15 protein-coding genes are annotated in these 17828 nt (G+C 62.9%); 7 read left to right on the top strand and 8 right to left on the bottom strand.

All coding sequences use genetic code 11. From position 1 onward, the window contains the following. Positions 1–10: 10 nt before the first annotated feature. Entirely contained in the window at positions 11–172 is a 162-nt protein-coding gene (locus IEC33019_RS27250) for a hypothetical protein (protein ID WP_157765860.1), read from the top strand. Positions 173–561: 389 nt separating this feature from the next. Further along, complete coding sequence (locus IEC33019_RS00925; protein WP_070091348.1) at positions 562–1083, top strand: hypothetical protein; 522 nt, start codon at positions 562–564, stop codon at positions 1081–1083. A 95-nt stretch (positions 1084–1178) separates the two neighbouring features. Here IEC33019_RS00925 and IEC33019_RS27245 read toward each other — a convergent pair whose 3' ends face one another. Then, complete coding sequence (locus IEC33019_RS27245) at positions 1179–1469, bottom strand: hypothetical protein (RefSeq protein WP_139139861.1); 291 nt, start codon at positions 1467–1469, stop codon at positions 1179–1181. A 204-nt stretch (positions 1470–1673) separates the two neighbouring features. On the opposite strand from IEC33019_RS27245, the gene IEC33019_RS00920 reads away from it, so the two are divergent. Beyond that, a complete protein-coding gene (locus IEC33019_RS00920) occupies positions 1674–7679 on the top strand; it encodes a S8 family serine peptidase (RefSeq protein WP_157765859.1) in 6006 nt (2001 codons plus the stop codon). 124 nt (positions 7680–7803) lie between these two features. Here the strand turns inward: IEC33019_RS00920 and IEC33019_RS00915 are convergent, their stop codons facing one another. From IEC33019_RS00915 to prlC, 4 genes are all read right to left on the bottom strand, one after another. Continuing rightward, positions 7804–8862: a PA0069 family radical SAM protein gene (locus IEC33019_RS00915; RefSeq protein ID WP_070091347.1), complete on the bottom strand. Its 1059-nt coding sequence runs from the start codon at positions 8860–8862 to the stop codon at positions 7804–7806. Positions 8863–8928: 66 nt separating this feature from the next. After that, positions 8929–10944 (bottom strand): M3 family metallopeptidase, encoded by a 2016-nt coding sequence (locus IEC33019_RS00910; protein WP_099592764.1) that lies wholly within the window; start codon positions 10942–10944, stop codon positions 8929–8931. Positions 10945–11071: 127 nt separating this feature from the next. Beyond that, positions 11072–11353 (bottom strand): YheV family putative zinc ribbon protein, encoded by a 282-nt coding sequence (locus tag IEC33019_RS00905; RefSeq protein ID WP_043207663.1) that lies wholly within the window; start codon positions 11351–11353, stop codon positions 11072–11074. Continuing rightward, entirely contained in the window at positions 11350–13401 is a 2052-nt protein-coding gene (gene prlC / locus IEC33019_RS00900; RefSeq protein ID WP_070091345.1) for an oligopeptidase A, read from the bottom strand. The genes IEC33019_RS00905 and prlC overlap by 4 nt, the downstream gene beginning before the upstream one ends. 103 nt (positions 13402–13504) lie before the next feature. Here prlC and IEC33019_RS00895 point away from each other — a divergent pair, with 103 nt between their 5' ends. Further along, complete coding sequence (locus IEC33019_RS00895) at positions 13505–14053, top strand: gamma carbonic anhydrase family protein (protein WP_070091344.1); 549 nt, start codon at positions 13505–13507, stop codon at positions 14051–14053. Between the two features lie 89 nt (positions 14054–14142). Beyond that, positions 14143–14793: an HAD family hydrolase gene (locus tag IEC33019_RS00890; RefSeq protein WP_070091343.1), complete on the top strand. Its 651-nt coding sequence runs from the start codon at positions 14143–14145 to the stop codon at positions 14791–14793. Positions 14794–14821: 28 nt separating this feature from the next. Here the strand turns inward: IEC33019_RS00890 and IEC33019_RS00885 are convergent, their stop codons facing one another. Continuing rightward, entirely contained in the window at positions 14822–15895 is a 1074-nt protein-coding gene (locus IEC33019_RS00885) for an aminopeptidase (RefSeq protein ID WP_070091403.1), read from the bottom strand. 84 nt (positions 15896–15979) lie between these two features. Between IEC33019_RS00885 and IEC33019_RS00880 the strand changes: the two genes are divergently transcribed. Beyond that, positions 15980–16396 (top strand): hypothetical protein, encoded by a 417-nt coding sequence (locus IEC33019_RS00880; protein WP_070091342.1) that lies wholly within the window; start codon positions 15980–15982, stop codon positions 16394–16396. A gap of 78 nt (positions 16397–16474) precedes the next feature. After that, on the top strand, positions 16475–16888 hold the full coding sequence (locus tag IEC33019_RS00875; protein ID WP_070091341.1) for a hypothetical protein: 414 nt from the start codon (positions 16475–16477) through the stop codon (positions 16886–16888). Between the two features lie 94 nt (positions 16889–16982). On the opposite strand, the gene IEC33019_RS00870 is transcribed toward IEC33019_RS00875, so the two are convergent. Continuing rightward, entirely contained in the window at positions 16983–17216 is a 234-nt protein-coding gene (locus IEC33019_RS00870; RefSeq protein WP_070091340.1) for a DUF1161 domain-containing protein, read from the bottom strand. Between the two features lie 70 nt (positions 17217–17286). Next, positions 17287–17712 carry an OsmC family protein gene (locus tag IEC33019_RS00865; protein ID WP_070091339.1) on the bottom strand — a complete coding sequence of 142 codons (426 nt, stop codon included), beginning with the start codon at positions 17710–17712 and terminating at the stop codon, positions 17287–17289. Positions 17713–17828 lie beyond the last annotated feature (116 nt).

Genomic DNA, 17828 nt, shown 5'->3' with positions numbered 1-17828 from the left:
AGTGAACAACATGAAGTTGATGAAGCAACTGTCAGCCACGTTAGTGAGTTTCCTGTTTCAATCCGTGGAATCCGCATGGGCACTGGAGAGTGATGCCCGCTCTTCGCGGGCGCTGCAGCGTAACGACGAAAATGAACAATACCGACGCAGCGAACGCTGCAGACGCCCGTGAATCGCAATGACCACAAACTCTTCCTTGGCGTGGGAAGCACCAGAAATCGTGGGTCACCCCGATGTCAGGGTGAGAATTGTACAGGCCGACTCCGACGATAGACCGTTGAAAGCACTTGATGGGATTGGCCCTGACCGATTTACAGGCTCCGACGGAAATACGGTGCAGGTCAAAGTAAACGAACACAATCGAATAGCGTATCGGCGTTTCCATGAATACGCCGTCAGTTATCAGTACTCAAGCGAATGCTCAGATTTCAAAACGCAGGATGCCAACGTATTGAGATTCCTTGAAAGCTTATTGATAGGCGACGGAAGTCCTGCTGTACAGGATCACTAAATTGCCCAACTGCACATCAACGGCATATATCAACCACCAGAGCCTGCAAAATGATCAGTCGTCTGCCACTGTTTCTTCTAACGCTTATTTGCAGCCAGGCCAGCTTGGGCTGCGCGCTACACGATTCGCGATCAGAGGCTGTCTACAGATTAAATTTGAGCGATGCTGAGTGCCGCACGATCTCGTATATCAGCGGGCTCATAATTCCTATCCAGCTGAGCTATCCACAGGGGCAGCCGGTGGGCTCTGGATGGAAAGGGGAAATTATTGATGTGCGGCTCTATTACGTGACCGAGCGGTACGATTTCAATGCGCTGATTGACAGCAACAGTTATCACAGAAGCGATAAAGATTACGATGTATATAACATCGCCAACGAAGATAACTACGTCTTCAACGGCAGTGACAAATCAAGGGTAATAGTTCGAAAGCGGGGCTATACATGGCTAGCGCATCGAATGCAGAACGGCGTATTGATTATGTACCAGTACGATGAAAGGTTTTCCAATTTCAAGGAAATCGACGAATTCGTTCGAGTTTTCGTGGAACGCATCCTCATACATAAGGACTGAGCATGAGCGCAATCAATCTTTCCGCGAGCCAGTTGGCCGAGGTACAACGCCTAAGGGATATGGGTAATTTTCCCGCCATGTACCTCTACCTGAAGTCAATTGTCGATCAGGCGAAGGCAGCCACGAGTGACCTGCAACTTAAACAGGATTTTACAATCGCCGCCAATTGGCTGAAAACCGCGAGTCAGATAAATTCTAATGATGGCTCCATGCTCAATGAGATGGTACGTGGTTCCATGGCCTTTGCTGCCGCGACCAACGGTCGGCCACTGACAGATGCCGACTTCCAAAAAGCATCCGATCAATTGGCAATTGATGTAGCCGCACACATTATCAAAGAGCGCGGATTTCCCGAGGTCAATCAGATCATTCAGGCTGACGTCCAATCGGCAGTTCACAGCCTGAAACTCAAAGACTGGAACTGGGCCGGTACCATAGCTGACCTACTCCCCATTAAAGCATTCGGCCTAGGCCGCGACTTCGTGCAAATTCCAGGCGAGGGCACGGAGTATGCGAAAAACATCACCATTGCCGTCATGCAGAATGCCGCAGGCCTCAGCCGGTTTCTGTCCAGTTTCACGGAGTTGGACATGCTTCCCACCTGGAAGTACGCCCGAGAGCTGGAGCGCTACGCCGCCGATAATCGCTATAAAGTCTTCCAGTGGTTCGGCGCCGGCGAAGACACTCCCACCCAGCCTGACGCCAACCAGTCGATCCAGATCCACATCGACGCCTCGCCCAAGCCGCAACAGCGCGTCCAGGGCGAGGATCAGGCACGCCAGGACGTGAGCAACGGCTATGTGCAGAACGCCGCGACCCACAATGTGTTCGCTCTCGGCGGCATTCTCAACAAGACCGACTTCGCCTCTACGCAAATGGCCAGCCTGACCTCTGGCGGTATCCGCCCTGGCGAAATGCAACTGGACCCGAACGTCCGTCCCAACAGCCACCTGTCGAAGTTCTACCTCGACCAGCCAAGCACCAGCGGCTTCGATTTCAGCCTGCGCAACGCGGTGACCCTCAACGGCCTGTCGGCCATGACCACCCGCAACACCTACGTCGACCCACTGCTGCTCGACCTGGGCGGCGAAGGCGTGCGCATGACCGACCTGAGCGACGCCGTGCTGTTCGACACCGACCACAGCGGCACCCTCAAGCGCAGTGCCTGGGCCGACCGCAAGACCGGCATGCTGGTGATCGACGACGGCAGCGGCCAGGTCAAGGACGTCAGCCAGATGTTCTCCGAGTACTACAAGGGCAAGGCCGGGGTGAACGGCGCGGCGGGCGAGGCCCGCTTCAAGGACGGCTTCGCCGCGCTGGCCAGCGAGGATGGCAACGGCGATGGCATCATCGATGCCCGCGACCCGATCTGGAACCAGCTGCGCGTCTGGGTAGATGCCAGCCATGACGCCCGCGTCGACGGCGGCGAACTGAAGACCCTGACCGAGCTAGGCATCACCCAGATCAACGTGCGCGCCGCCGGCACACCTGGCGAGACCCGCGATGGCAGCCGCGTGCTGGCCCGGGGTTCGTTCGTCATTGGCGGCAATACCCGCGAAGCGCTGGCGGTGGACTTCCTCGGCGACCCGGTGAGCAGCACCACCACCCGCCAAGGCAATGGCCTGCGCGTGACCTCCAGCAGCGACGGCGCCACGACCACGGCCTACAGCAGCACCAGCACCCAAGGCGAACACCTGGACGCCACGGCGCTGGGGGTGAACAACCTGTACGGCGGCAGCGGCGATGACCGCCTCTCCGCGAGCGCCAGCGGCAGTTGGCTGGTCGGCGGTGGCGGTAGCAATACGTACGTCGGGGCTGCTGGCGACGATGTCTTCGTCATCAGCGCCAGCGACAACCCACAGAACATCCAGGGCAACGGCGGCCGCGACACAGTGCTGATCGTCGGCGACCAGGGCGTCGAGCTGAACATGGCCAAGGCTGGGCTGACCATCGCCCAGGGCGGCCGCGGCGACGACGTAATCCGCAGTGGCGGTGGCGCCGGTGTGTTCATCAAGGGCGGGGAAGGCAATGCCACCCTGATCGGCGGCGCCGGCAACGATGTGCTGGTCGGCGGCAGCGGCCATAACACCTTGATCGGGGGCAGCGGCAAGGCGGTGATCTACGCCGGGCCCAACGGCGACCTGATCTACGCCTCGGCAGGGGGCAGCATCATCCATGCCGGTGGCGGCAACGATGTGATCCACGGCGGAGCCGGTGACGATGTGATCGAGGTCGGCCACGGCAACGCTCGGATCGACGGCGGCGCCGGCACCAACCTGGTCAGCCTGCACGGCAAGTACGGCGAGTACCGCATCACCCACACCAGCAACGGCTACCAGGTGGCCGACAACGTGGCCGGGCGCGACGGCGCCGTGCAACTGCGCAACATCCACAAGCTCAACTTCTCCGACATTTCCGCCGTGGACCTGTCGCAACTCAACGCCATGCCGGTGGCCGACGTGCTGCGCCAGGACAAGGACGGCCAGCGCTTCGACCGCAACCGCACCCACCTGATAGCCGCCAGCAGCCTGCTGGCCAACGACCTGCTGCTCGCCAGCCAGGGTGGCCTACGCATCGACAACATTGGCGACGCTACTGGCGGCTCGGTCAGCCTCACCGCCCAAGGTGACGTGCTGTTCACCCCGCTGGCCGGTTACACCGGCATGATGGGCTTCAAGTACGGCATCATCGATGCCCAGGGCAACAAGTCAGCCTCGGTGGTCGACCTGGGCAGCGGCCAGACCGCGCCGATGCGCGCCAGCGTGACCCTGCTCGATGCCGGCATGCCAGACGACCCGCTGGCCGCCCAGCAGTGGTACCTGAGCGACACCAACGTGCTACCGGTGTGGCACGACTACACCGGCAAGGGCGTGCGAATCGCCATGTTCGAGCCCGGTGGCGAGTTCGCCACGGCGCCGGAAATCTTCGACATCCAGCACCCGGACCTCGCCGCCAACGTCGACCAGGCCTGGCTCAAGACCCAGCGCGACAAGGGCGTGCTGCCAGAGCTGGCCTCCAACCACGCGACCATGGTCGCCGGGGTGATGGTGGCCGGGTACAACGACCAGGGCGGCGTGGGCGTGGCCTATGACGCCAAGCTCAGCGGCTTCTACCTGGCCAACAAGGGCGACGACCTGACCGGCCTGGGCAACATGGTCAACTACGACGTCGCCAACCACAGCTGGGGCTTCCAGAACGACTTCGCCATCAGCAACCTGCAGAACGGCGCCATCGACACCGCCAGCGCCCTGGCGGCCAACGCCCGCTATGCCGCGCACAACGGTCGCGGCGGCCTTGGCACAGTGATTGTCACCGCAGGCGGCAACCAGCGCGCCCTCGGCGGTAGCGCCCAAGGCTCGCTGACCAGCAACAACCGCTTCTCGATCGAAGTGGGCGCGATCAACGCCCAGGGCGACCTGTCGACCCTGCAGATCGGTTCGACGCCGTTCTCCAACCCCGGCGCCAGCCTGCTGGTTTCGGCCCCTGGCAGCAACGTGCTATCCACCAGCCGCCTGGTGGAGACCGAGCGCGGCTCGACCTTCGGCAACGACTACACCAGCATGCAAGGCACCAGCTTCGCCGCGCCGATCGTCTCCGGCGTGGCCGCACTGATGCTCGAAGCCAACCCCAACCTGGGCTACCGCGATGTGCAGCAGATCCTTGCGCTGTCGGCCCGCCGGGTCAACGACAGTGCTACCCGCTGGGACGACAACGGCGCGCGCAACTGGAACGGCGGCGGCATGCACACCAGCCACGACTACGGTTTTGGCGAAGTGGACGCCCGCGCCGCAGTGCGCCTGGCCGAAAGCTGGATGACCCGCACCACCGGCGCCGACGAAAGCGTATTCAGCGCCAGCAGTGGCGCCTTGGGCAAAACCCTGGTCGGTGGCGACAGCCTGAGCAGCTCGGTGCAGATGGATGCCGGGCTTAACGTCGAGCACGTGGAGATCGACCTGGATGCCAGCGTCGGCCGCCTTGGCGACCTCACGGTCACCCTGGTATCGCCCGACGGCACCCGCAGCATCCTGCTCGACCGCACCGGCAAGGTGCCGCAGGGGATGGCCGGCGCCAGCGACGCCGACATGGGCAGCACGCGCTCCGGGGCCTTCAAGTATAGTTTCATGAGCACCCGCGACTGGGGCGAACGATCAGCCGGCACATGGACCCTCGAGGTCAAGGACGCCAGCAACGGCCAGCCGCTGACCCTCAACAACTGGGCCCTGCGCCTGTATGGCAGCAAGGCCAGCGCGGACGACACCTACTTCTACACCGATGAGTACCTCAAAGCGGTGCAGGGCCAGGCCAGCCGCAGAGTGCTGGATGATGCCGGCAACGGCACAGCGGGCGGACGCAATACCCTCAATGCCGCAGCGGTCAGCGGCGATGTCCAGGTCAACCTGGCCACTGGCGTGGCCAGCCTCGGCGGCGCGGCGCTTACCCTGCGCAACCCGAGCAGCGTGCACAACCTCATCAGTGGTGACGGCAACGACACCCTGGTGGCCGGCAACGCCGATGCCCTGCTCGATGGTGGCCGGGGTAACAACAGCTTGACCGGCGGCAGCGGCAAGGACTTCTTCGTGGTCCACCGTCGCGACGCCGGCCAGAACACCCTGCACCGCTTCGAAGCGGCGAAAGGGGAGGTCATCGACCTGGTCGGCTTCACCAGCAAGACCTTCGCCGACCTGGCCCTGCTGCAACAGGGCGCGGATGTCCGGGTCGGCCTGGGCAATGGCCAGCACATCCTGCTGAGCGGACAGTCGCTGGGCAATATCGGCGCCGCGAACTTCCAGTTCCAGGATCGCTTCATCGCCCCGGCCAGCTATGTCAGCAGCAGCCAGCCCAACGTGGACAGCGGTAGCGTCACCGGCACCGTGGTGCTCAACGGTGGCGCCCAGGGCGTGAGCATGAGCAGTGGTGCCGACGGGCAATTGGTCGCCGCGCTGGCAGGCAAGGTCTACAGCCACGACAGCGCCACCTCGGACCGCTTCGTCATCAGCCACCAGTTCAATGCCAGTGACTACCGCAACGCCTTGCGCGGCTTCCGCCATGGCATCGACAAGATCGACCTGAGTCAGGTCGGCGTCACCTGCTTCGACGAGCTCAATATCGTCCAGAAGAACCGCGGCACCATCAATGGCCTGTCGCAGATCCACGGGGTTGAACTGAGCACCAACGTGCTGCGTGGCGCCAGCCAGCCGGTCAACCTGGTCTACCTCGACGCCATCGAAGTGGCCCAGATCGACGCCAACGACTTTATCTTCGCCAGCGCCCACCTGCCGGTGGAAACCGGCCAGCCCGCGCTACCGCCAATCCGCTTGCCAGGGTTCGAACTGTCATTACCGGACCGGGTCAAGCCCATCGAGATCCCCGACCGGCTCACGCCGAGCGTCGAGCGTCCCGACATCAAGATTCCCGATGTGCGGGTGCCGCCCTTCAGCATTCCGGATCATCGCATCCCGGACCTGAACGACCTGCTCAATCGCGGCAAGGACGACTGGCGCAAGCGCTTCGATGACCAGCCGAGCGCGCCGGCCCAGGCCTACCAACTAATTGCCGCAGGCCAGACCTGGAGTGCAGGCTCCCTGGGCGGGTTGTTCAGCCAGCCTCTGAAGGAGCAGACCCCGGTTTACCAGGTCAGCCTGGCGGATGGCTCGCCACTGCCCGCCTGGATGAACTTCGACCCGACCCAGGCCTCGCTCGTCGGCACCCCGCAGATAGGCCTCAGCGCCAACTACACCATCAAGGTAGATGCCGGCACCGAGGCCAGCGCGGTGCTGCACCTGATGGTCGAGCCCATGCTGCTGACCGTGCCGATGTTCGACAAACTCACCTTGGCCGACGACCAGTATGCCGTGAACCTGGGCAACGCGTTCACCGAGGTAACCGCCAGCGGTGGACGTCACCTGGCGTTGCTCGGCAGCGGCGCGAAGGCCACCCTCCTGGGTAAGGAAGACCAGCAGGTGTTCGCAACAGGCTCCCGCGCCGAAGTAACCCTGGGCGACGGCAACAACAGGGTCAAGGGCGGTGTCGACAAGCTGGTGGCAGGCCATGGCGACAACCTGGTCGAAAGCTCAGGCTCGTTCGCCGAAATCACCCTGGGGAATGGTCGCAACACGGTCACCGGACAGGCCCGAAAACTGGTGGTCGGCGACGGCGACAACCGCATCGAGTCTTCGTCCCGTTTTGCCAGCATCACCTTGGGCAAGGGCCATAACAACCTGTTGGTGATGGGAGAAATGAGCAAAGTGGAAGTCGGCGAAGGCCGTACCGACGTTACGTTCAGGGGCTCCAAGGGTACCCTGACCTTCGGCAAGCCCGTGCTACCCGAGCAACTGTGGTTCCAGCACCAAGGCGACGACCTGTTGATCAGTCATATCGGCAGCGAGCAGCAGGTCACCGTGCATGACTGGTATGCCAGCAACCCAGCCCGAATGCGCGACATCGTTGCCGGTAATGGCCAGCACCTGTCGGAACGCAATGTCGAGCAACTAGTCCAAGCCATGGCGGCGTTCGCACCGCCCGGCGTGGCAGCCAGCAGCTTTGACGCGGCACAGGCGCAAGCCTTGCAGCCGGTGCTGGCCGCCAACTGGCGCTGACGCGAACGGTTGAATTTACCCAAACACCGCAGGGGACGGCACCGTTATGGATGGCACCGGCTACGCCGGTGTTCGCCGCCAAGGCCGGCTCCTACGGATGTGAAAAAAACGACTACCTACTCCATCAAAACAACGCCATCTGCCCGCCCGGCGGGCAAAAAGCCGTGCAATCGAGCGCCTGCGCCTCACGCCCCTCGAACTCCAGCCGCCTGGCCGCCTTGCGAAACCGCTGCGCCAGCAACTCGGCGAACACCCCTTCGCCACGCATGCGCGTGCCGAAGCGGCTGTCGTAAAGCTCACCCCCGCGGCTCTGGCGGATCAGGCTCAATACGTGGGCAGCGCGCTGCGGGTACTGGTCCTGCAGCCACTGCTCGAACAGCGGCGCGACTTCCAATGGCAGGCGCAACATCATGTAGGCCGCGCTCTGGGCGCCCGCTTCCTTCGCCGCCTCCAGCAGGTGTTCCAGTTCGCTGTCATTGACCATCGGAATCATCGGCGAGCACAGCACCCCCACCGGTACCCCGGCCTCGCGCAGCACGCGGATCGCCCGCAGGCGAGCCTTGGGCGCCGCAGCGCGCGGTTCGAGGATGCGCTTGAGCGCGTCATCGAGGGTCGTGAGACTGATCATGACTCGCACCAGGCGCTGGCTGGCGAGTTCGGCCAGCAGGTCGAGGTCGCGCAGCACCAATGCGCCCTTGGTGACGATGGTTACCGGATGACGATAGCGCAGCAGCACCTGCAGCAGGCGCCGGGTCAGTTGCTGCTCTCGTTCGATCGGTTGGTAGGGGTCGGTATTGGAGCCCAGGTTGATCGGGGCACAGACGTAGCCCGGTTTGCTCAGCTGTTGCTCGAGCACCTCGGCGGCGTTGGTCTTGGCGATCAGCTTGGTCTCGAAGTCCAGGCCGGGAGAGAGGTCCCAGTAGGCATGGCTGGGGCGGGCGTAGCAGTAGATGCAGCCATGCTCGCAACCCCGGTAGGGATTGATCGAGCGATCGAAGGGCAGGTCGGGCGAAGTGTTGCGGGTGATGATGGTCTTGGCGGTCTCGATCCGGATTTCGGTACCTTGGGTCGGCGGCACGTCCTGATACCAACCATCGTCTTCGACCGTCGAATGGCTGGGCGAAAAGCGATTGAGCGGATTGTGGGTCGTGCCTCGACCTTTTTGCGGCGCTGGAGAGAACATCGCAGGCTCCATTTACTGTATCCATATACAGTACAGCCGGATATTCATCTGTTCCAGCGCCTTACGTCAGCCAGCAGCGCCGTTGTCCAGACCATACCAACCCAGCATCGCCTCGATGCGCATGGGCCGCCCCAGAAAATCCTCGCAAGCCTGGGTCATCGGCTTGGCATTGGCCCAGTTGGCGAATGCGGCCCGAAAGCGCTTGCCCGCCCTGTTGTCGAGCACACCCCATTGCTCGAAATGGGTGAACACATCGATGGCATGCGCTTCGCCCCAGACGTAGCTGTAATAGCCGGCCTCGTAGCCTGCCACCAGATAGTCGAACGCGTGTGCCGGCTTCTCGAAGCTCGCCAGCGGCCAGCAGCCGCAGCGGTCGCGGCATTCAGACAGCCGCTCCTGCACGGTCTTGCCATCGCCGGGGGTGCTGTGCAGCTCCAGATCGAACAGCGCCATGCTCACATCGAAGGCACACTTCTCCAGCTGCGCCTCGCGCAGGTCGGCCAGTACCGATTGAGCCTGTTCCAGGGTGAGCGATTCACCGGTCTGGTAGTGACCGGAGAGGTCCGCCAAGTACTGCGCGTCCCACAGCCATCGCTCAAGGAACTTACCGAAGAACTCCTGGCTGTCGGAGCCTGCCCGGTTCGGATCGGACAACACATGATTGATGGTGGGCATCAGCAGGATATGCAGCCCATGGCCGAACTCGTGGAACAGTTTGCGCAGCGCCAGATGATCGAGCAGGGGCGGCTGGGCGTCCTGGCCTGGCTCGCCATCGCTGACGACCATCGCCGAAGCGCCATGGGCACGTCCCTGCGCATCCCGACGCCGATGGCGCACGGCAATGGTGTGAACACCGCCTTGCTTGTCCGAATAGGTGAGGACATCCAGGTACAGCACGCCGATCTCTACGCCATCTTGTTGCACGGTAAAGGTGCGCACGCTGGGATGCCACGCCGAGGTAGAGCAGGGCGCAAGCTTCAGGTCGAAGACCCGTCCGGCCAGATCGACTAAAGCTTGTATCGCCTTGTCCAGGGTGAAGTAGCCGCGCAGCGCTTCACTGCTCATCACCTGCTTGCGAGCCCGCAGGTACTTGATATCCCAAGGCTGGGCGTCACCCAGAGCGTGCTCCACGGCCAGCTGCTGAAGCCCGGAGCGGGCCTTGAGCATGGCCGGCCGCAGCTGCTGCGCCAGCGTCTGGAGCAACCGACGCACAGGCTCGACGCCACCTGCGGCCTTGCCCTGCAACATCAACTGCGCGTAGCTGGCGTTTCCGATCAGTTGCCCTTTCTGCTCACGCAACAGCGCCAGCTGTTGCAGGCGAGTACCATTGTCCTGCTGCTCATCGGCATGAGCGCCTCGACTGTGATAGGCCTTGTAGACAGCCTCACGCAGGCTCCGATCCTCGGCGAACTCGAGAATGATATTGGCGTGCCGTTCATTGCAGAGGATCTGCCAGCCCTCCAGCCCAGCGTCCCTGGCTTGCCGGGCCATCTGATCGCGCAGACGCTGGGGAATGCCTTCCAGGCGCGTCTGGTCCTCGATATGAATGCTCGATCGTTCACGCGTTTCATCAAGCGTCTGATAAAAGCCACCGATCTGATCGTTGATGTCATCCTCCAACTGCGCCAACGTGGCGCTTTGCTGGGTATCCAGATGCACACCGGCCAAACGGAACTCCAACAAGATCCTGCGTAACGTGGCCTGTTCATAGACGTCCAGGCTGGGCTCACTTGCCGCCAGCCGCTCATAGAGGGCATGCAGCGGCTGGTTTTGGCGGCTTTCCATGAACAGGCGCTGCGCGCGGCTGTACCCTTCGCCAAACGCCGCACTCCACGCCTCGCCCCGGCCAGTCAGTGGCAAGGTTGCAAAGATGACTGCCTGTAGCTCAGCGATCACCTCATCCATCGCCAACACCAGGCCATACCAACTGGGTTGCGTCTGCTGACTGTCCAGGACCTGCGCCAGCCCTGCCTCGTAGGCACGCGCCACACTGTCGAGGGCCGTCTTCACGTGCTCGAGCGTGATCCTGTCGTAATCGATGGGCGAGCGGTTTTCGTTCAATAGGGGATTGGGGGCTTGCATGGAGGGTTCCTGCTCGGTTGATGATCAATGCGAGCATGGAACGCAAGCTGCGACACAGGTGGCTGCATAACTACCACCTGTGTTCATAGAGGCGCGCCACCGGCCAGGGCTCGGTGGCGCGACGGCCTTATTCGGCCGGTTTCTTCAGCTTCGGATTGGGGAAGAACTGCACGGTCTGCACCTTGGCCGGTGCCGCCTTGGGCGCCAGGTGATTGACCCGGGTGCCCAGCTCGGTAGGTACCGACAGGCCCTGTTCGTTCAGGGTGTCGGTGAACCCACAGGCCACGCACTCGCGGTGCGGTACGCCGTCTTCGTTCCACATCATCAGCTTGTCAGGCTCGCTGCACGCCGGGCAGACCGCCCCGGCGATGAAGCGCTTCTTGGTTTTGCTCACTGGAACCTCGCTCATGCCGCCGCGTCCTCGGTCAGACCACTATGGCGCAGCAGCGCATCGATGGACGGCTCGCGGCCACGGAAGTCGACGAACAGCACCATCGGCTCACGGGAACCGCCACGGGCCAGGATCGCCTCGCGGAAGGCACGACCGGTCTCGGCATTGAGCACACCTTCTTCCTCAAAACGCGAGAATGCATCAGCCGAGAGCACTTCAGCCCATTTGTAGCTGTAGTAACCGGCTGCGTAACCGCCCGCGAAGATGTGGGCGAAGCTGTTGGGGAAGCGGTTGTAGGCAGGCGGTCGCATCACCGACACCTCGTCGCGCACGCCCTCGAGCACCTGCAATACGCTGCGGCCATCGCCGTGGTTGGCGTGCAGCTCGAAATCGAACAGCGAGAACTCCAGCTGGCGCACCATCATCATGCCCGACTGGAAGTTCTTGGCAGCCAGCATCTTGTCCAGCAGGTCCTGGGGCAGGGGCTTGCCGGTCTCGTAGTGGCCGGAAATCAAGGCCAGGCCTTCAGGCTCCCAGCACCAGTTCTCCATGAACTGGCTCGGCAGCTCCACCGCGTCCCAGGCAACACCGTTGATGCCGGAAACGCCCGCATGCTCGATACGGGTGAGCAGGTGGTGCAGGCCATGGCCGAACTCGTGGAACAAGGTGGTGACTTCGTCATGGGTCAGCAGCGCCGGCTTGCCGGGCGCGGCCGGGGTGAAGTTGCACACCAGGTTCGCCACTGGGCTCTGCAAGCTGCCGGCCGCGGTACGGCGACGGTCACGGGCGCCGTCCATCCAGGCACCGCCACGCTTGTTGGCGCGGGCGTACAGGTCGAAGAAGAAGCGGCCCACGTGCTGGCCGTTTTCCTTGATCTCGAACAGACGCACATCCGGGTGCCAGGTGTCGAAGCCCTTGAGTTCGGCAATCTCGATGCCGTACAGACGCTGCACGATGGTGAACAGGCCCGAGAGGACCTTGTCGATCGGGAAGTAGGCGCGCAGGGCCTCCTGGGAGACGCTGTAGCGCTGCTCACGCAGTTTCTCGCCGTAGTAGCCGGCGTCCCAGCTCGACAGCTCGGGGCAGCCCTGCTCGGCGGCGTAGGCCTTGAGCTGCTCCAGATCCTGGGCGGCGAATGGTTTACTGCGCTTGGCCAGGTCCCGCAGGAAGCTCAGCACCTGGTCACTGGACTCAGCCATTTTGGTGGCCAGGCTCAGCTCGGCGTAGTTCTTGTAGCCCAGCAGCTCGGCGAGTTCCTGGCGCAGGTCGAGGATTTCGCTCATCACCGGGCCGTTGTCGAACTGGCCGGCATTCGGGCCTTGGTCGGAGGCGCGGGTGCAATAGGCGGCGTAGAGCTCTTCGCGCAGGGCGCGGTCATTGGCGTAGGTCATCACCGCGTAGTAGCTGGGGAACTCCAGGGTGATCAGCCAGCCGTCCAGATCTTTGGCCTGGGCAGCGGCGGCCATCTGCGCCTTGGCCGAGTCGGTCAGGCCGGCGAGCTGCGCTTCGTCGGTGACGTGCTTGGTCCAGGCCTGGGTAGCGTCCAACAACTGGTTGGAGAAGCGGCTGCCCAGCTCGCTGAGGCGGCTTTGTACCTCGGCGTAACGCTGCTGCTTGTCGGCCGGCAGGTCGATACCCGACAGACGGAAATCACGCAGGGCATGGTCGATGATGGTCTTCTGCGCCACGTCGAAGCCTGCGGCTTCCGGGCTCTTGGCCAGGGCTTCATAGGCCTCGAACAGGGCGCGGTTCTGCCCCAGTTCGGTGGAGTAGGCGCTCAGCGCGGGCAGGCAGGACTCGTAGGCCTCGCGCAGCTCTTTGCTGTTGCACACCGCATTGAGGTGGCTGACCGGGCTCCAGGCGGCGCCCAGGCGGTCGTTGAGTTCGTCCATCGCCAGCACCAGGCCGGCCCAGGTGGGGTTCTGGCCTTGCTGTTCGAGGATCTGGGCAATGGCTTTTCGGTTGTCGGCCAGGATTTGCTCGATCGCCGGCAGCACGTGTTCGGCACGGATCGCCGAGAAGGGCGGCAGATCGTAGGACTGCAGAAGCGGGTTGTTCGCACTCACGGTTTAGATACCTTGGCAGGAGGAAACACGGGACCATCTTAATTACAATCGACGCCGACCGCAGCAGGCAGCCCGCCTATCGGCATTCAAGAGGGGCGCTATCATGGCCATCCGACGCTTTGCACAACACACTCCGAAAGTTGGACCCCGGGTTTTCGTCGACCGTTCGGCGGTGGTGCTGGGGGACGTGGAGATCGGTGAGGACAGCTCGGTCTGGCCGCTGACGGTCGTTCGCGGCGACATGCACCACATCCGCATCGGCGCGCGCACCAGCGTGCAGGACGGCAGCGTACTGCACATCACCCATGCCGGCCCGTTCAATCCGGACGGTTTCCCGCTGTTGATCGGCGATGATGTGACCATCGGTCACAAAGTCATGCTGCATGGCTGTACCCTGGGTAATCGCATCCTGGTCGGCATGGGTTGCACGATCATGGATGGCGCCGTGGTGGAAGACGAGGTGATCATCGGTGCCGGCAGCCTGGTCCCTCCCGGAAAACGCCTGGAGAGCGGCTACCTGTATGTCGGCAGCCCGGCAAAACAGGCCCGTCCGCTGACCGACAAGGAGCGCGCCTTCTTCCCCTACAGCGCCGCCAACTACGTCAAGCTCAAGGACCAGCACCTGGCCGAAGGCTACGACCAACCGGAATGATCCTGGTCGTGGATAACCGCTCCCGCAGGACTTGTGGAGCCGGTTTACCCGCGCAGCAGTCAACGAACGACTTCAGTGGAACGCATCGCATGCAGCAGCAGAACATCCTCTTCGACCTCGACGGCACACTGACCGACCCGCGCCTGGGTATCACCCGCTCGATCCAATACGCCCTGGCCAAGCTAGGCATCGACGAGCCGGACCTGACCCGTCTCGAACACTTCATCGGCCCACCCTTGCTGCAGGCCTTCATGCAGTTCTATGGCTTCGACGAAGCCAAGGCCTGGGAGGCGGTGAACTTCTACCGTGAGCGCTTCCGCGTCACCGGCTTGTACGAAAACCTGGTGTTCGACGGCGTGCCAGAGCTGCTCGAAGCCCTCAACAGCCAAGGCCGCACGCTGTACATCGCCACCTCGAAGCCCTGGGAGTTCGCCCGCGAGATCGCCCGGCACTTCGCCTTCGACCATCACTTCAAGGTGATCTACGGCAGCGAACTGGACGGCACCCGCACCAACAAGGTCGAGCTGATTCGCCACCTGCTGGACGAAGAAGGGCTGGACCCGGACCAGACGCTGATGATCGGTGACCGCAAGCACGACCTGATCGGCGCGCGCAGCAACGGGCTGCAGGCGGTGGCGGTGGGGTATGGCTTCGGCAGCCATGAAGAGCTGACGGCCGAAGCGCCGGCGTTCCACTTCCAGACCGTGGCGCAGATGCACCAAGCGTTTATCAGCCGTTGATCGCATGGGGCGGCTGTGCCGCCTCCCTTCACCGCCTCTCAGCCAGCCGACCCAGCGCTGCCTTGCGCTGTTCGACCGGCAACTGCCCCAAGGCCTCGACCCGCTGATAGAACAGCGTCCAGTCGCCGCCCACTTGCCCAAACAGCGCCGCAAACGCCGGCACCCACTGGTCATACAGCCCGAACGGCAACAGCTTGGCGTTGTTCATCGGCCCGTACATCCAGGCGTCATAGCGCTTGTCTCCCTTCCACTGCTCATCACGCACCTGCCGATAGGCCTGGCGTAGCCGTTCGAACTCCGCCTGCTTGGCCGCCCGCTTGCCCGCCGCGTTGCGTGGGCTCGCATAGATCGCCTCAAGCCGCGCCCGGCTGTCCAGCACCAGCTGAATGAACTGCTCACGCTGGCGCAGCGCATGCTCCTGAATCGCTGGAAGCCCACGCGCCACGCGCCATTGCCGCGATCCCTCCTGCTCGACGAAGGAGGCAAAAGACTCGTTGAATTCAGTGTCGTCCTGCACATAGAAACGCTGGTGCGCCAGCTCGTGGAAGATCACTGCGGCCAAGCGCTCGTCGCCCCAGCCGACCATCGAGGAAAGGATCGGATCGTCGAACCAGCCCAGGGTCGAATACGCTTCGACGCCGCCTATGTAGGTGTCCAGCCCCTGCTGACGCAACAACGCCGCAGCGCCCCGGGCGGCGCCTTGCCGGTAGTAGCCCCGATAGGCCACGCAACCGGCAATCGGGAAGCAATGGGTCACCGGCTGCAAGGAAAGCTCCGGCGTGGCGAACACGTTCCAGACCACATAGGGCCGGCCCAGATCGGCATAGACGCGGTAGCTGCGGTTGTCCGGCAGTTCCAGATGCTCGCTGGCGAACCGCCGGGCCTGCTCGGCGTGCGTCAGCCGCTGGCGTAACCGGACAGGGGTGGCGGGGTCATCAAGCAGGCGCTCCACCGGCTGGCGTGCGCGCAACAGCTGCCATTGCCCCTCGGCCAATTGCCCGTAATAGCCAAGGCTGCTGCAACCGTTCAGCAGGACGGCGGCCAGGAGGGGAACCAAACGGATGAAAACGCGGTCGAGAGGCCCAAGGCTTGAGCGCTGCAAAAGAAAAAGTCGAAACATCAGGGCTGTCTATCTCGCTCACGGCCGGTGCGGTCCAAGACTATCTCGCCAGGGGGGCGTTTCGCCATGCGTTCAATGATTGTCATCGCCGGCACGCTCGTGCTGCTGTCCGGATGCTCCACCTTGCCGGCGCCAGACCCTAACCAAGCCTGGGTCGACCTGGCCCCCCTCAACAACACGTCCCTGCATGCGCTGCAGGTAGACGAGCGCGACTGGGCCGATACCCGCTACTTCGAAGTCCAGCCTGGCAACCATGAGCTGACCGTGCGCTATCAGTTCGCCGTGGCACCGAGCAATATCGGCCCGGTCGAGGAGCCCTTGTGGCGCGACTGCCAGCTCAACCTGACCTTCAAGGATTTCAGCGCTGGCCAGCGTTACCAACTGCAAGCCGGCAGTATCGGGTTCCGCCCCTGGATCAAGCTGTATGACCAACAGCGAAATCTCGTGAGCCAAGGCCTACCAGCAGGCTGCCAGCGCACCTGAACGGCCAAGACTTTCACGACAGCGCAGGCGTGTCGGCGCTATGCTTGTAGCTTGTGAATCGCAAGCGGGAGTTTCGCCATGCGCCAGCCCATGATGCTGATCGCCCTCAGTGCGCTAGGGGCCTGCGCCAGCCCCTTGCCGCCCGTCGACCCCAAGCAGGCCTGGGTCGATCTCTACACCATCACCCCCGGCAAGACCATCATGGCCGACCGCCTGGACGGCAAGCGGCTCGATGATGGCCGCTACTTCCAGGTCACGCCTGGCCGGCACGAGCTGGTGGTGCGCTTCGACTACGAGGTGTACTCAGGCGGCTTTTCGACCGACCCGACCGAACGCACCTGCTACCTGACCGTGCGCTATGCCGACTTCAAGGCCGGCGAACGCTACCGTCTGGAAGCCCGGGCGCCAGTGATGCAGCCGCAGGTGCTGTTGTTCGATGCAGAACGCACGGTGGTGGTGGACGAGCCCAGCAACGTCTTCTGCATTCCGTGAGCCTTGGGGCCTCGTTGCGGCCCTTCGCGGCACAAGGCCGCTCCTACACCATACCGGTAGGAGCGGCCTTGTGCGGTAGCCTCGTGTCTGGAAGCTAACGGTCATTCTTCTGATAGATGATCTTCTTGGTACCCCCATCGCAGCTGCCGACGATCATGTTCTGGTCGCGGACCTCGCCATTGGGCACGATTTCCAAGGTATAGGACGTCACGCCCGCAGCCTGGATCTTCGCTTCGATCTCGGCTTTGAGTTCTTCGCACGGCTTGGGCGCGGCCAAGGCGGTCGTAGCCAGCAGGGAAACCAGCATGGCGGTTGCAACGCGGATCATGGGACGGCTCCTGTAGAGGCAGTCGGGCTGCCAACGCTGTTTAGACTACAGGAAACCGTCCCCGTTGCGCCTAGGCAACCAACGTCGCGTCCAGGCTGATCGTGGCTTTGAGCACCTTGGACACCGGGCAGCCGGCCTTGGCCTTGTTGGCGATCTCCTGGAACTGCACCTCGCTCGCGCCAGGCACCTTGGCCTTGAGGATCAGGTGTACGGCGGTGATAGCAAAGCCGTCCGGCTGTTTGTCCAGACTCACCTCGGCAATGGTGTCGATGCGCTGCGCGGTCAATCCCGCCTCGCCCAGCATCATCGACAGGGCCATCGAGAAGCACCCCGCATGCGCCGCACCGATCAGTTCCTCCGGGTTGGTCCCTGGCGAGCCTTCGAAACGGGTGTTGAAGCCATAGGGATTCTGCTTGAGCGCCCCGCTCTCGGTAGAGAGTGAGCCCTTGCCGTCCTTGAGCCCGCCTTGCCAGATCGCCGATGCTGTCTTTTTCATGCTGCCTCCTGGTCATGGGATGAGTACCTATGGATTCTGAGGACGGCACTCAGAGCAAGTTCAGATCAATCTGATGCTCAACATTGAAACCTCGGAAACTGCCCATACAGAGTCCT

This window comes from Pseudomonas putida, assembly GCF_002741075.1.
Classification (GTDB): Bacteria; Pseudomonadota; Gammaproteobacteria; order Pseudomonadales; family Pseudomonadaceae; genus Aquipseudomonas; species Aquipseudomonas putida_T.
Note: the sequence above shows the minus strand (reverse complement) of the source record. Positions and strands in the feature narration are given on the sequence as shown.

What these genes read in the sequence shown, in the direction of transcription:
- IEC33019_RS27250 (WP_157765860.1), top strand. Translation starts at nt 11, where the DNA reads ATGAAGTTGATGAAGCAACTGTCAGCCACGTTAGTGAGTTTCCTGTTT.
- IEC33019_RS00905 (WP_043207663.1), bottom strand. Translation starts at nt 11,353, where the DNA reads ATGAGCGAGGTTCCAGTGAGCAAAACCAAGAAGCGCTTCATCGCCGGG.
- IEC33019_RS00870 (WP_070091340.1), bottom strand. Translation starts at nt 17,216, where the DNA reads ATGATCCGCGTTGCAACCGCCATGCTGGTTTCCCTGCTGGCTACGACC.
- IEC33019_RS00880 (WP_070091342.1), top strand. Translation starts at nt 15,980, where the DNA reads ATGCGTTCAATGATTGTCATCGCCGGCACGCTCGTGCTGCTGTCCGGA.
- IEC33019_RS00875 (WP_070091341.1), top strand. Translation starts at nt 16,475, where the DNA reads ATGCGCCAGCCCATGATGCTGATCGCCCTCAGTGCGCTAGGGGCCTGC.
- IEC33019_RS00890 (WP_070091343.1), top strand. Translation starts at nt 14,143, where the DNA reads ATGCAGCAGCAGAACATCCTCTTCGACCTCGACGGCACACTGACCGAC.
- IEC33019_RS00895 (WP_070091344.1), top strand. Translation starts at nt 13,505, where the DNA reads ATGGCCATCCGACGCTTTGCACAACACACTCCGAAAGTTGGACCCCGG.
- IEC33019_RS00925 (WP_070091348.1), top strand. Translation starts at nt 562, where the DNA reads ATGATCAGTCGTCTGCCACTGTTTCTTCTAACGCTTATTTGCAGCCAG.
- IEC33019_RS00910 (WP_099592764.1), bottom strand. Translation starts at nt 10,944, where the DNA reads ATGCAAGCCCCCAATCCCCTATTGAACGAAAACCGCTCGCCCATCGAT.
- IEC33019_RS00915 (WP_070091347.1), bottom strand. Translation starts at nt 8,862, where the DNA reads ATGTTCTCTCCAGCGCCGCAAAAAGGTCGAGGCACGACCCACAATCCG.
- IEC33019_RS00865 (WP_070091339.1), bottom strand. Translation starts at nt 17,712, where the DNA reads ATGAAAAAGACAGCATCGGCGATCTGGCAAGGCGGGCTCAAGGACGGC.
- IEC33019_RS00920 (WP_157765859.1), top strand. Translation starts at nt 1,674, where the DNA reads ATGCTTCCCACCTGGAAGTACGCCCGAGAGCTGGAGCGCTACGCCGCC.